The sequence below is a fragment of the Psychrobacter alimentarius genome, assembly GCF_001606025.1.
GTDB classification, from domain to species: Bacteria; Pseudomonadota; Gammaproteobacteria; order Pseudomonadales; family Moraxellaceae; genus Psychrobacter; species Psychrobacter alimentarius.
In genome coordinates, this window is record NZ_CP014945.1 from 2,120,349 (window position 1) to 2,134,668 (window position 14,320).

The 14,320-nt window shown below is 43.6% G+C and carries 12 protein-coding genes; 8 read left to right on the plus strand and 4 right to left on the minus strand.

Going from position 1 to position 14,320, the window contains the following annotated elements; translation table 11 throughout:
- Positions 1–120 precede the first annotated feature (120 nt).
- A complete protein-coding gene (gene nudC, locus A3K91_RS08620; protein WP_062844892.1) occupies positions 121–1,116 on the plus strand; it encodes an NAD(+) diphosphatase in 996 nt (331 codons plus the stop codon).
- Positions 1,117–1,138: 22 nt separating this feature from the next.
- On the opposite strand, the gene A3K91_RS08625 is transcribed toward nudC, so the two are convergent.
- Complete coding sequence (locus tag A3K91_RS08625) at positions 1,139–2,074, minus strand: DMT family transporter (protein WP_062844893.1); 936 nt, start codon at positions 2,072–2,074, stop codon at positions 1,139–1,141.
- Positions 2,075–2,166: 92 nt separating this feature from the next.
- Between A3K91_RS08625 and A3K91_RS08630 the strand changes: the two genes are divergently transcribed.
- The 7 genes from A3K91_RS08630 to A3K91_RS08660 all read left to right on the plus strand — a co-directional run bounded on the left by A3K91_RS08630 (position 2,167) and on the right by A3K91_RS08660 (position 8,135).
- A complete protein-coding gene (locus A3K91_RS08630; protein WP_062844894.1) occupies positions 2,167–3,057 on the plus strand; it encodes a LysR family transcriptional regulator in 891 nt (296 codons plus the stop codon).
- Positions 3,058–3,394: 337 nt separating this feature from the next.
- Positions 3,395–4,249 carry an RnfABCDGE type electron transport complex subunit B gene (locus tag A3K91_RS08635; protein ID WP_062845957.1) on the plus strand — a complete coding sequence of 285 codons (855 nt, stop codon included), beginning with the start codon at positions 3,395–3,397 and terminating at the stop codon, positions 4,247–4,249.
- Positions 4,250–4,347: 98 nt separating this feature from the next.
- Positions 4,348–5,043, plus strand: a complete 696-nt coding sequence (gene nth / locus A3K91_RS08640) for an endonuclease III (protein ID WP_062844895.1) — start codon at positions 4,348–4,350, stop codon at positions 5,041–5,043.
- Between the two features lie 177 nt (positions 5,044–5,220).
- Positions 5,221–5,817: a DJ-1/PfpI family protein gene (locus tag A3K91_RS08645; protein WP_062844896.1), complete on the plus strand. Its 597-nt coding sequence runs from the start codon at positions 5,221–5,223 to the stop codon at positions 5,815–5,817.
- Positions 5,818–5,979: 162 nt separating this feature from the next.
- Positions 5,980–7,146, plus strand: a complete 1,167-nt coding sequence (metK, locus tag A3K91_RS08650; protein ID WP_062844897.1) for a methionine adenosyltransferase — start codon at positions 5,980–5,982, stop codon at positions 7,144–7,146.
- A 146-nt stretch (positions 7,147–7,292) separates the two neighbouring features.
- Complete coding sequence (locus tag A3K91_RS08655; protein ID WP_062845958.1) at positions 7,293–7,589, plus strand: DUF3144 domain-containing protein; 297 nt, start codon at positions 7,293–7,295, stop codon at positions 7,587–7,589.
- A gap of 222 nt (positions 7,590–7,811) precedes the next feature.
- Positions 7,812–8,135, plus strand: a complete 324-nt coding sequence (locus A3K91_RS08660) for a hypothetical protein (protein WP_062844898.1) — start codon at positions 7,812–7,814, stop codon at positions 8,133–8,135.
- 153 nt (positions 8,136–8,288) lie between these two features.
- Here A3K91_RS08660 and A3K91_RS08665 read toward each other — a convergent pair whose 3' ends face one another.
- The 3 genes from A3K91_RS08665 to clpB all read right to left on the minus strand — a co-directional run bounded on the left by A3K91_RS08665 (position 8,289) and on the right by clpB (position 14,199).
- A complete protein-coding gene (locus A3K91_RS08665; protein ID WP_062844899.1) occupies positions 8,289–9,938 on the minus strand; it encodes a BCCT family transporter in 1,650 nt (549 codons plus the stop codon).
- 247 nt (positions 9,939–10,185) lie between these two features.
- On the minus strand, positions 10,186–11,427 hold the full coding sequence (locus A3K91_RS08670) for a PQQ-dependent sugar dehydrogenase (RefSeq protein ID WP_062844900.1): 1,242 nt from the start codon (positions 11,425–11,427) through the stop codon (positions 10,186–10,188).
- Positions 11,428–11,601: 174 nt separating this feature from the next.
- A complete protein-coding gene (clpB, locus tag A3K91_RS08675; RefSeq protein WP_062844901.1) occupies positions 11,602–14,199 on the minus strand; it encodes an ATP-dependent chaperone ClpB in 2,598 nt (865 codons plus the stop codon).
- Positions 14,200–14,320: the final 121 nt, after the last annotated feature.

The following is a 14,320-nucleotide window of genomic DNA, read 5'->3' on the forward strand; positions in this document are numbered from 1 at the left end:
AGTTTGATCGTAATGTCATTAACTCTTCATTACGATAGAACTTTCTATATTTTTATTACTTCAAACAAGTTTGTATGTCACGTACTACAAACTTGTTTTTAATGCTTTGGAATGTCGTATATGACCCATGCTTTCGTATTTCGTGATGACACTCTTTTATGTCATCAAACATCTGATGGCTGGTGGCCATTGCAGGTTCAATTACCGCAGTCTGCTCCACATTCAGAAGATAGCGAGCATTCGCCAACCTATCAAATTGGTCGAGTGGCGCTACTTGAGAGCCTGGCACCCAATCATTGGTTGACTGATAGTTCGCCAAAAAATTCCGTTGAATTTGGCCATCAAGCGACTAAGACTGATGGTTTTACTTCTGATCCTTTTCAAGCCCATCCTTTCGATTCCGACACTTTCACAGCTCAAAGCACCAGCGCCATTACTGATGCCTATGCCCTAGCACACAATATTGTCTTGCCAACAATAACTGACCATAGCGGATACGATTTTTTGCCTTATAGACAGCTCATTACCCAGCTGCCTATTGCACTATCTACTCAAATCAGCCAAGCCATACAGCTATTGCGTTGGCAAGAAGATACACAGTTTTGTAGTCGCTGTGCCACGCCTGCCGTTCATACTAAAACGGACGAACGCGCGATGGTCTGTCCCGTATGTCAGTTGCGCCAGTATCCTCGTGTCCAGCCATGTGTCATCACTGCCATCACTCGTCCCAATCCGAAAACGGGAGAAATGCAAATCTTACTGGCACAGCATCGACGCCATGGCGTGCAAAAGCAGCCAGCCATGTATGGTTTGATTGCTGGCTTCGTCGAAGTAGGTGAAAGTTTGGAGCATGCCGTGGTACGCGAAGTCGCAGAAGAGGTAAATATCAGTGTGACCAATATAAGCTACGTAAGCAGTCAGCCTTGGCCGTTTCCTTCTAACTTAATGCTTGGTTTTAAAGCCACTTATGCAGAGGGTGATATCGTTATTCAAGAAGAAGAGCTGACCCACGCAGATTTTTTTGATATTTCAAACCTGCCCCAAATTCCTTTTAAAGGCAGTATTGCTTATGAGTTGATTGCACTGGTCGCTCATGAACAAGGCGTGAGCTTATAAGCGTTTGGTTTATCTATCTCACTTAAACAGTGGCTTTTCGGCTTGCCAAACGCGCCTGTTGCCATTTGAACAGTCTGGGTATTAGTAATCCAGCGATGACAATCATCATACCGACCAACTGTAAAATTGTGACTTGCTGACCGTAAGCGAATGCAGTCAGCGCTGCAAAAACGGGCACAAAATTAAAGAATAAAGACGCATTGGCAGCACCAAGTTGTTTCACGCCAGAAATCCACAACAGGTAACCGCCAACCGTGCCAAAGACCCCAATAAATATCAAATCAACAAGAACGCCACGACTGATCACTAGGCTTTCTTGTATTGGGTGCACCTCTGCACTAAACAGTACCATCAGCGAGATGACGCCCAGACCTGACAGCATACCAACCAAGGTATAAGGAATCATTGGCATCCAGCGGCTAATGCCTTGGGTCAGATAAGTATACAGACTCCAGCACAGCATGCCCAAAAAGATCATTTGATCGCCGTGATTAAACTCAAACCCCAATAGTTTGGCAAATGCGCCATCGGTCAGTACCAGTAGCACTCCAGAGAGACAAACCACCAAACTAAACAGCGCGCCCTTGGTAGGAAACTGACGCTGCGCCACAGAACCAATCAAGGACGTTACTAGTGGGCTGAGGGCCATAATCAACGCACCATTATTAGCATTGGTCTGAGCCAAGCCTGTGAACAGACCCAGATTTAAGCCACCAACACCAATGATGGACACACCAATTGCCCACACCCACTGTTTTGGCGTGAGATTCGGCATTGGCATGTGCTTATATTTTGCATAAAGGTACAGACACACAGCGGCAATGCTAAAGCGCCACATGACTAAGGTTAAGGCATTGACCTCTCCCAAAGCATGTTTGCCAACAGGGAAACTTGCACCCCAAAAAAACGTGCACAGTAACAGACATAGTACGGCATTGGTATTCGCGGAACGGCTCATATTACATCCAAAAACTTGCGAAAAGATAACCACCAGTGTATATATTTTAAATACGGTATAAACAAGCAATAACGAGAGCATAGATTCCGAATATGAAATTTAACTACTCCCTCGATGACATGCGCAGCTTTTGCGCCGTTGTCAGATACGGCAGCTTTCGTCAAGCCTCTGTCATGCTAGATATGCCGCTATCAACATTGAGCCGCCGCGTTGCCAAATTAGAATCCGATCTGGCACTCAGATTACTCAATCGTGATGCGCATCGCGTACAGCTAACCCATGCAGGACAACAGTATTATAAAAGTAGCGCCCATCTGTTTGACGAATTAGAAAACGTCGCGGTTTGCTTATTACAAGATAAAAACCAAGCCAAAGGTACGATTAGAATCAGTGCCCCTGTCAACTTTGGCAGCGATATTTTGGCACCCTATTTCAATGCCTTTTTAAAGCAATATCCAGATATCCATTTGGATTTGCGACTATCCAATCAAACCATTGATATAGAAGCACAGGCCATTGATATCGCTTTTCGCATCGGTGAGCACAGTGCTGATCATTGGATTGGACGACAGCTGACCAATATTCGCTTTATGATTTGTGCCTCAAGTAATACCAATATCTCTGCTATTCACGTACCCAGCGATTTGACAGGCTACCCTACCGTATTGTGTACGCCTATGTCGACTTGGCATCTGCAACATCGCACAACAGGTGAGGTACAAGCACACCAGCCAATGCACAATGTCCGTCTAAAGGTCGATAACATCAGCTTGTTGACAAGGGCTATCGCAGACGGTATTGGTCTGGGTTTTATTCCCGATTATGATGCTGAGCCTTTGATAGCGTCAGGACATTTACAACAGGTATTACCCGATTGGCATAACCAACCAAGAGGCTGTCAGATGCTCTATCGCGACCGTGATAACATGCCTTATCGTATGCATTTATTAATCGATTTTATGCTCAAGTGCTTTGATGAGTAGGCGCTTCGACAATGATTGTTTTCTCATGCTGATAATCAGTATCACTTTTGAGCCAAATACCTCATGCTCTCGTCATGATTTTTTAATTTTACCCTCATAATCTTAGTATTTGACTATACTGTGTTAGAGCTTCAAATGTGTTAATCTTTCGCGGCAAAAGAGCAATCGCTATAGCTGGGTTGGTTGCTATTGACCATATAACCTCCGTACACAAACTTGTGATATACCGATAAAGTGCCCAATTAATAGCCTTTTGTAATAGTCACTTGTCTGTCTCTTTATTGACAGATATAGGAGACAACCTTTGATAATGACCGATATTAAGGCCTGCAATACCATGTCCCAAACCGACACCCATTCTCAAGATGCTCAACAAACTCGCTTGGCAGACCTCCCCATCTTGTTTACGTCATTGCACATTGACACCCTGCCTACTGATGTACAAGCAAAAATTTCACGTATTGATGCTTGTTTACCGCAAACTCAATGTGGTCTTTGTGAGCATCCAGATGGCTGTTTGCCCTACGCCGCTGCCATCGTCTTAGATAACGAGCCACACAATAAATGCGTACCTGGTGGGCAACCCGTCACTGACGCCATCGCTCAGATTCTGTATCCTAACACTCATAAGATACCCCTTAAAGCCGTTCCCTCTCAATGGCCAATAGATACTGCCTCTGCCAGACCTACTGAGGTGCGTGCGGTGATTCGTGAGGATGACTGTATTGGCTGTACCAAGTGTATTCCTGCTTGCCCCGTTGATGCTATTGTTGGTACTGGTAAACACATGCATACCATATTTACTGACCTCTGTACTGGCTGCGAGCTATGTATCGCGCCTTGTCCCGTTGATTGTATTGACTTGGTCACGATAGAGCGCGAGGTTTCTGTCTCTGAGCGAGAAGCCGAGCAAGAAGATTTGAGACTGCGCTATCACACGCATTTAAGACGAGTGACCGAACAGCTTGCAGATAGCAGCAATAGCAGACCAGTGGTCAGCATGGTAGAGGCCAAACTGAACAATGCAGCGAGCCAATCTCTCAATATCAGTGAGACTCAAGCAAAAAATACCATTGCCGCGGCCAAATTACGTACTAAGATCAAGAAACTGGAAAAACAACTGAGCGTTCGTGCCAATGAGCAAAAGCAAGCTGAGCTTGAGGCGCTACAGGCCGAGCTTTTACAGTTCTAATCATTTGATACACAATACGCGCTGTTGAATTGCTATAAAATAGCCAAAATAAGAGCTTGACTCATTCATTGCCCAATAACATTCATTAATAAAATATTATGAGTAAAACTGTCAAACATAAAACAGCCGATACACCGCCATCGAGAAGAATGCCCAATCGTGATGTACGTCCATTTTTTGAAAAACTGGCGGCGACAATTGATGAACCAGTTACTGAACTCAATTATGCCAGCAATTTTGAGTTATTGATTGCCGTCATATTGTCTGCACAGGCAACGGATGTGAGTGTCAACATTGCTACCCAGCAATTGTATCCAGTAGCGAATACACCTGAAGCGATATTGGCATTGGGTGAAGACGGTTTAAAGGCGTACATTAAAAACATTGGCTTATACAACGCCAAAGCCAAAAACGTCATCAAAACCTGCCGCGATTTGATTGAGAAATTTGATAGCACTGTCCCTGATAATCGCAAAGATTTAGAGTCACTAGCGGGCGTTGGGCGTAAAACAGCCAATGTGGTTTTAAACACAGCGTTTGGACAACCAACGATGGCGGTCGATACGCACATCTTTCGCGTCGGCAATCGCACGGGGCTTGCCACTGGTAAAAACGTCTTGATTGTAGAAGAAAAACTGGTTGAACGTATTCCAGACGACTTCATCGTTGATGCGCATCATTACCTTATTTTGCACGGTCGCTATACCTGTCAAGCTCGCACACCGAAATGCGGCGCCTGCCCTGTCTATGGCGAGTGTATGTTTAAAGACAAAGCCACGTTTTTAGAACTATAACTTTTTGACCTATAGCGTTTCAACCCGTAACGATGGATTATACGTCAGGCTATCATTACCACTTCGATAAATTACCCTATCGTTTATATCAATAGGTAAAGCAAAAATTTTGAACTCTAGTTGCCATGGATGGTTACTTATCGTTATAAAAATCATTGTCATATTAAGGAGAATCAAATGAATACGATCACCGCATTGCTGTTTGACGACTTTGAAACTTTGGATTTGTTTGGGCCTATCGAGATGTTTGGAAGTATGCCTGAGTATTATCGCATTCAATTTGCCTCGATGACTGGTGGTATTATTCGCAGCAAGCATGGTGTTGCTATGCAAACGACTGCCGTCACAAAATTAGACGATCAGACTGATATTTTATTGGTGCCAGGCGGGATGGGTACTAGGCAATTGGTGCAAAACCAGTCTTTTTTGCAGATCATCACAGCGCTTGTCGAACAAGCGAATTGGGTGCTTAGCGTCTGCACTGGTAGCGCCTTGTTGGCTAAGGCAGGAGTTTTGAATGGCAAGCGCGCCACCTCTAACAAGCTGTCGTGGCAATGGGTAATATTGCAATCTGATAACGTCCATTGGATAAAGCAAGCACGCTGGGTAGTCGATGATAAGTTTTATACGTCATCAGGTGTGAGTGCTGGCATGGACATGGCACTCGGTTTTATTGCTGACAGACATGATGTAGAGACCGCACGTCACATTGCCACCTATACCGAATATCGTTGGCAAGAAAATAGTGATATCGATGACTTTTATCGCCCTTGATCAAGGCTTGGTTACCTCATAATGCTATCCATCGCTAGAGTTTTGCCTCGATACACGTTAAAATACGCTAATTTTTTGATTCTTTTTCATCTTTTATTTTTCTATACATTTAATAATGACTGAGTGCGTAAACTACAGTCCCTGCAATTAAGCGATCCCATTATGCGTGAATACAACTTATTTACCTCAGAATCTGTGAGTGAAGGCCATCCTGATAAAATGGCTGACCAAATATCAGACGCTATCCTTGATGCTATCTTGAGTGAAGACCTGCATGCACGTGTGGCCTGCGAGACTTTGGTCAAAACAGGTGCGGTGATATTAGCAGGTGAAATTACTACAACTGCCAATATCGATTTGGAGCGTCTGGTTCGTGATACTGTGAATGGCATTGGTTATCATCATTCAGATTTGGGCTTTGATGGCGAAACTTGTGCTGTCATCAATATGCTTGGTAAGCAATCTCCTGAAATTGCTCAAGGGGTTGATCGCAGTGATCCTGAAGAGCAAGGCGCAGGTGACCAAGGTCTAATGTTTGGTTATGCCAGTAACGAAACTGACGTCTTAATGCCCGCTCCTATCGAATTCGCTCATCGCTTAATGGAACGTCAGTCTGAGCTACGCCGTGCAGGAGAGCTACCGTGGTTACGTCCAGATGCCAAAGCGCAAGTTACCCTAAAATATGATGGCAATAAGCCCATCGCAGTTGATGCCGTTGTTTTATCGACCCAGCATGATCCAAGCATATCGCAAAAGGATCTGCAAGAAGCAGTGATGGAATCTATCATCAAGCACGTATTACCAGCTGAGCTACTACATGCAGGTACACGCTATCACATCAATCCAACTGGCAAATTCGTCATCGGTGGCCCTGTTGGTGATGCAGGACTGACAGGTCGTAAAATCATTGTTGATACTTACGGCGGTATGGCGCGTCATGGCGGCGGTGCATTTAGTGGTAAAGACCCTTCAAAAGTGGATCGTAGCGCAGCGTATGCGGTGCGTTATGTTGCAAAAAACATCGTAGCAGCAGGACTGGCTGAGCGCTGTGAAATACAAGTCAGCTATGCGATTGGTGTCGCTGAACCGACTTCTATTTCTGTCAATACTTTTGGCACCAATAAAATCAGCAATGATGAGATCATTCGTCTGATTCGTACGCATTTTGACTTGCGTCCTTATGGCATTACTCGCATGCTCAATTTATTGCAGCCAATGTATCAGCAAACCGCTACTTTTGGTCATTTCGGTCGTTTGGGCTCAGAAACCGCCTTTACGTGGGAAAAAACAGACAAAGCTGAGATCTTAAAAGCAGACGCTGGTTTATAGAAATTTTACTTTATATCGTTTATAAACCATTTTTATAAACTTAAAATTCCGACACTTATTAGGAGTCGCTTATGTCTCAAGACAATATTCAAGACAACAACACTCAAGACAACAATGTGGATGCAAACATTGAGATCACCCCTGAAATGCAGGCATTTTACCAGCGCGCTGATGCCATTATCGGTGTTGCAAATAGCCAATTGGGGCCAGAAGCACATTCTGGACAAGTAGGTGCTTCTTTATTGTATGCAGCCGCACGCTATAGTGCGTCAGTCGCCTCTATCGGTTTTATTAAAGGTGACGACTTTGCCAAAGAAAAAGACGATATCGTTGAATTCTATGTCAAACAGTATCGTCAGATGTTAAGCGATAACTTAACAGATTATGCGCAAAACTTTGATAAATATGTTCAAATCAACAAAGATGATAAACCAGCTGAATAAAGTCAGCTTGCTTATTTGATATTTTGATAGCAGTAATACTTATATTAAAGCCCAAGCTGTCTGACAAGCTTGGGCTTTTTTGTTGATACTTTTAACCTCATTAGCCTCATTATATTTTAAAAACGATACCCTATAGATGGTCGCTTATAAATGCGCTACTATCAATAAGACAGCAGCATGTCGGTAACAAAAATCACCATCTTCATCTCATAAGGACATACCATGATGATCAATTTGCTTAAATCTTCTTTACTTGGTTTAACCCTAACAATGGCACTGACAAGTTGTAGTTATTTATCGAGTCCAGACACAAATACCGCACCTACTCAGCCAACTAAGACCAGCAATACACTACCTCAAGGCAGCTTTACTCAATGCCCGCCTTCTAACGCGAATGCTGGAGATACCATGTGTACCATGCAGTATGATCCAGTCTGTGTAAAAACCAAGGTCGGTTCCGTAATTGGTTACCGTACAGCAGGCAATGCTTGCTCTGCTTGCAATATGCCCGAAGCAGTAGGCTATGTGAAAGGTGAATGTAAATAATACCGCACCCAAAGATTTAAAATCATGCTCAGACAACTGAGCGCTTTAAACAAAATTATTTGCCATACAGACATAAAAAATCCTAAAACACTCATGTGTCTTAGGATTTTTTGTTTTAGATAACCATCATATGATAGCTATTTTATCAGCGAACTATTCGTCTTTTGTAATCTTGGGTGGCCCTTTTAATAAGTGCTCATCAGCAAATTCATTGGCTGAGTTATGATCGGCAGACTCTTCAGTAATAAAGTGCTGCTGAGCCCGATAAAGTATCAGTCGGTCTCGACCCAAACCACGATGCAACGCATACATCATCAAAAATATGACCAAAGCAAAGGGCAGTCCCGCGACAATAGCTGCCGCCTGTAAAGCACCCAAGCCACCAGCAGCCAACAGAATAGCAGCAATCAAACCTTCCGTAACTGCCCAAAACAAGCGCTGAATTTTAGGTGGATTGGTATCACCACCAGCAGTCAACATATCAATCACAAAGCTCGCCGAATCTGATGACGTGACAAACCATAGGATGATCATAACAACGATAAGTAACGTAATCGGTTTTGTAAATGGATAATACTCAACCAGTCTAAAAATGGCGCTGCCCATGTCTTGCTGTACGGCTTCTACCAAGCCTGGATTGGCAAGGGTTGGATCAAGCCCTGCGAGCAGCTCCATATGGATAGCCACACCGCCAAAAGTTGTGAACCAGAAAAATAAAAGCACCATTGGAATTAAAAGCACACCCAATACAAACTCGCGAATCGTACGACCACGGCTGATACGAGCAATAAACACCCCTACAAATGGTGCCCAACTTACCCACCATGCCCAGTAGAACATGGTCCAACTGCTTTGCCAGTCTGTATTACTATAAGACTCACCCCACGTTGATAAAGGTATTAAATTAACTACGTAATTCCCGATATTTTCAAGAAAGCTATCAAGAATAAATAAGGTTGGTCCCAAAATAACCATAAAGGCCAAAAGTATACCTGTAAAGCCCATATTGATATCGCTTAAGCGCTTGATACCTTTATCAAGACCAAGCATCAACGAACCACATGCAAGTGCGGTCACAAAAGCAATAGTAATAAACTGTACTGTCAAATTGTTGGGAATACCAAATAAGTTCTCTAGACCTGAATTGATCTGCATAACACCCAGACCCAAAGAAGTTACTACCCCAAACATCGTACCGAACACGGCCAAGATATCAACCGTATGACCCCAGCGACCGTAAATTTTTTCGCCTAATATAGGATACAGGGTTGAGCGAATAGAGAGCGGTAAACCACGACGAAAATGGAAGTAAGCCAACGACAACGCTACAATGGTATAAATGGCCCAAGCATGTAAACCCCAATGCAAAAATGAGATGCTCATTGCTTGCTTGGCAGCCTCTATCGTCTCCGGCTCGCCAAGTGGCGGTGCCATATAGTGATACAACGGCTCAGCTGTGCCCCAATATACCAATCCGATACCAATACCGGCTGAGAACAACATGCCAATCCATGAGAACAGACTGTACTCTGGTTTCTCTGTCTGTTGGCCTAAACGTATATCACCATACCGACTCGCTGCAAGGTAAATACAAAAGATCAGCGCCAAGTTCATCAAAATGGTGAACATCCAGCCGAACTTATCAGTAATAAAATTTTGTAAGAAAGTAAATAGTGTTCCTGCTGTTTCGGTGAAAAAAGCACCAAAAATAATAAACCCTACGATAAGTAATGCCGAAGTAATAAACACAGGTTTACTAACTCGGGGGAATGGGCCTAATCTGCCAACCTTTACATGATCCATTATTTATTAGCCTCGATTTTTTAGAAGGGTCACCTTAACAAGGTCGCTCATAATTATCAAATCTAATTCAAATACTTACAATTTCGTTACTAATAGACATACTATAAAATTATGTAGCATATCCATATGCAGTTTTACAAAAAATAGACAAACTAGGTAGCGCTACCTACCTCAGTTTGCCTACTAATTTTTGTATTCACAGATAATTTTTAAAACAATAAAACAGAAATATAGGGGGGGGAATATCTTATTTCGGTATTAGTTGCAGCAACTTGCTGTCATTCTCATCTTCCAATACCCATACTTTACCATCCACTGTCAACACACTACGAATACGTTCACCCATATCATACCGATAACGCTCGGAAGCAGTATTATTATTAACATCCACTACTACTAAAGCCTTTGAGGATAATCCACCAACTAGAAAATCTCCTTGCCATGCTGGGAAATCGTTATGTGTACCAGCAGTATAGAGACTCATTGATGAGGGTGAGATGACAGGCGTCCATGTGACTTTAGGTGCTGCAAACTCAGGACGAGTATCATGATCGGGAATAGGCGTACCAGAATAGTTGCGTCCGTTAGACACAATCGGCCAACCATAGTTCTTGCCTTTTTCAATTAAGTTAAATTCATCACCATCCTTTGGCCCCATCTCACTTATCCATAACTTACCATTTTCATCGAATCTCATCCCCAGTACATTACGATTGCCTACTGTCCAAAACTGAGAAGCAATTTTGTTGCTATCACTGACAAATGGATTGTCTTTTGGCACCGAGCCATCAGGATGTAACCTAATGATTTTGCCCAAGTTCATACTCATGTCTTGCGCTGGGTCTTTTTTCTGACGCTCCCCTGAGCTGATATACAAATACTGTCCGTCAGGTGAAAATAGCAAGCGATGACTATAATGACCTTGCCCAGTTACTTTCGGTGTTTGTTGCCAAATTGGGGTGATATTTTGCAGACTTGGCGTCGCACTATTCAATCCTGACAGTTTGGCCTTTATCACCTTAGCCCCAAATTTATTGCTATCAGTGCCCTTACCTGCTTCTGCATAGCTGATATAGACGTTGTTGGAGGTCGCAAAATCTGGCGCAACCGTAATATCTCCCAATCCACCTTGTCCGCCGTAAGCAACGCTAGGTATACCCGTAACTTCTGTCTTAGCCCCTGTAGCAGTATCTACAATAAACAACTCACCTGTCTTTTGCGTGACCAAAAACTTGAGGGACGCATTATTCGATTTGGGCAGCGCTACCATTGCCCAAGGCTCATCAAAAGTTGCAACAGTCTTGGTAGTGAATTCAGGTTTTTCATTGCTGACGGCTGATTTTTTAGGTGAGGTTTTTGCGTCTTTGGAATCCGTACTGGTAGTTAGGCCTGATTGATTGGAGCAAGCTGCCGTACTAAACAGAAGTGCTGATACAATGATTGGTAGGGTTAATGGTGTGCTGATATGCCTTTTGTTGATTGTCGTCATCTTTTACTCTCCATCCGTGTTAAGTTCGTGTCATTAGAGCTTAAATTATTTATAACACAGTCATCGTGTTAAAAAAGTAAAATAATACCAATACACAACGTAAAAACCCCTCACTTGCCATCGCAAGTAAGGGGTTGGTTTATATTTACAAAAAACATTGTTTGGCGTTTGCTATTAACTCATTCTCAGTTTATCAAAAACCAGTTTGTCATCAGCGCCGACATCGACTTTAATGATGTCACCAGCAACAAAATCACCTGCCAGCAGTTTGAGTGACAATGGGTTTTCGATCTCTTGCTGAATCGCACGTTTTAGTGGACGCGCGCCGTAGACAGGATCGTAACCCACAGCAACCAGCTTATTCATTGCATCTGCTGATAGTTCAATATCCATTTCACGCTCATACAAACGCTTGCGCAATCGATCTAGCTGGATATCAGCGATACCTGCCATTTGTGACATACCGAGTGGATGAAAGACAACAATTTCATCAATACGGTTGACAAATTCAGGACGGAAATGTTGTCCAACAGACTCCATCACTTCAGCTTTGATATCCTCATAGCTTTCACCAACCATTTCCTGAATCTTATGCGACCCCAAATTACTGGTCATGATGATAACCGTATTTTTAAAATCCACCACTCGGCCTTGAGAGTCCGTCAAACGCCCATCATCCAATACTTGTAGCAAGATATTAAACACATCAGGATGCGCTTTTTCAACTTCATCAAACAAGATAACACTATAAGGCTTGCGACGTACCGCTTCCGTCAATGCACCGCCCTCTTCGTAACCGACGTACCCTGGAGGCGCACCCACCAGACGACTGACGCTATGCTTCTCCATATATTCGCTCATGTCGATACGGACAATGGCGTCTTCACTATCGAACAAGAAGTTCGCAAGCGATTTGGTCAGCTCTGTCTTACCAACACCCGTTGGCCCTAAGAATAGGAAGGAACCTGATGGGCGATTCGGATCGGACAATCCTGCTCGACTACGACGTACGGCATTGGCGACCGCTTCGACCGCTTCATCTTGACCAATTACACGCTCATGGAGTTTTTGTTCCATGGCGAGCATTTTGTCACGCTCACCCTGCATCATTTTACTGACTGGGATACCGGTCGCTGCTGCAACCACTTCTGCAATCTCATTGTCTGTGACTTTATTACGTAGCAATTTGACACCATTGCCTTCACCGGTCTGCTCTTTTTGCTCTGCCAAGTCAGACTCAGTGATACGGCGCTCTAACTGCGGAATGGTCTCATATTGCAGTTTGCTCATGGTTTCATAGTCACTTTCGCGACTGGCTTTGTCATAAGCAATACGCGCTTTGTCTAGCTCGTCTTTTAACTGCTGGCTGCCTTTGACCAAAGCTTTTTCGGCTTGCCAAATCTCATTAAGGTCAGCGTATTCTTTTTCAAGCTCTTCGATTTGCGCATCCAATACTTTACGCTCTGCTTGCGCCCCTGCGTCTTCTTCATTTTTTAGGACTTCGCGCTGCATTTTTAACTGAATCAAGCGACTATCAAGCTTGCCCAAAGCTTCAGGCTTACTGTCCATCTCCATACGTAAGCGACTGGCTGCTTCGTCAATCAAATCAATCGCTTTATCCGGTAGCTTGCGATCGGTGATATAACGATGACTCATACGAGCGGCAGCAATGATTGCGCTGTCTTGAATATCGACGCCGTGATGTAACTCATAACGCTCTTTGAGGCCACGCAATATCGCAATGGTATCCTCAACCGTTGGCTCATCGACAAGTACTTTTTGGAAACGACGTTCAAGCGCGGCATCTTTTTCAATAAATTGGCGATACTCATCAAGCGTTGTCGCGCCAACACAATGTAGCTCACCACGAGCTAATGCTGGTTTGAGCATGTTACCTGCATCCATCGCGCCTTCTGATTTGCCTGCACCGACCATGGTATGTAGCTCATCGATAAACAAGATAACGTTGCCTTCTTGCTTGGCCAAATCACTCAACACGCTTTTGAGACGCTCTTCGAACTCACCGCGGAATTTAGCACCCGCAATAAGCGCACCTAAGTCTAATGATAGCACTTCTTTACGACGTAGGCCTTCTGGCACATCGCCATTGATAATTTTTTGTGCTAAGCCTTCGACGATTGCCGTTTTACCCACACCCGGCTCACCGATTAACACTGGGTTATTTTTAGTACGGCGCGAGAGCACTTGAATGGTACGGCGAATCTCTTCATCACGGCCAATCACTGGATCAAGCTTACCAAGCTCCGCCTGTTCAGTTAGGTTGATCGTATATTTATTGAGTGCATCACGCTGATCTTCGGCATTTTGATTGTTTACCGTGTCATCACCGCGCAATTGTTCAATGACTACCTTTAACTTGCTTGCCGTCACGCCAGCACTTTCAAATATTTTCTTAGTTTCGCCTTGTTCGGCAAGTGCCAACATGACCCATTCTGTCGCAATAAAATCATCGCCTTCTTTTTGTGCTTGGCGATCTGCTAAATTTAGAATTTTGACTGAATTTGGGTTTAAATTGACATCGCCTGTCGGCTCTGAAATCGTTGCTTGCTTATCTAACGCCTTTGCCACGCCATTTTTTAACGCAGGAATAGAAGCGCCTGCTTGTTGGCAAATCGACAGATTGGATTCATCTTGCAGCAACACCGCCAGCAAATGGACAGGATCAATGCCTGTATGATCGCGTCCTAACGCTAGACTTTGGGCTTCTTGAATCGCCGATTGCAGTTTTTGGGTAAATTTTTCGAACCTCATATTTGTGTCCTTTTATAATTAGTATTTTTAGTTGATTGACAAAAAATAAGATACTGGAACTGTGGTGGTGACCACAAATTTTGTCAGGTATCAATCATTGTCAGTTATTATCTATATAGGG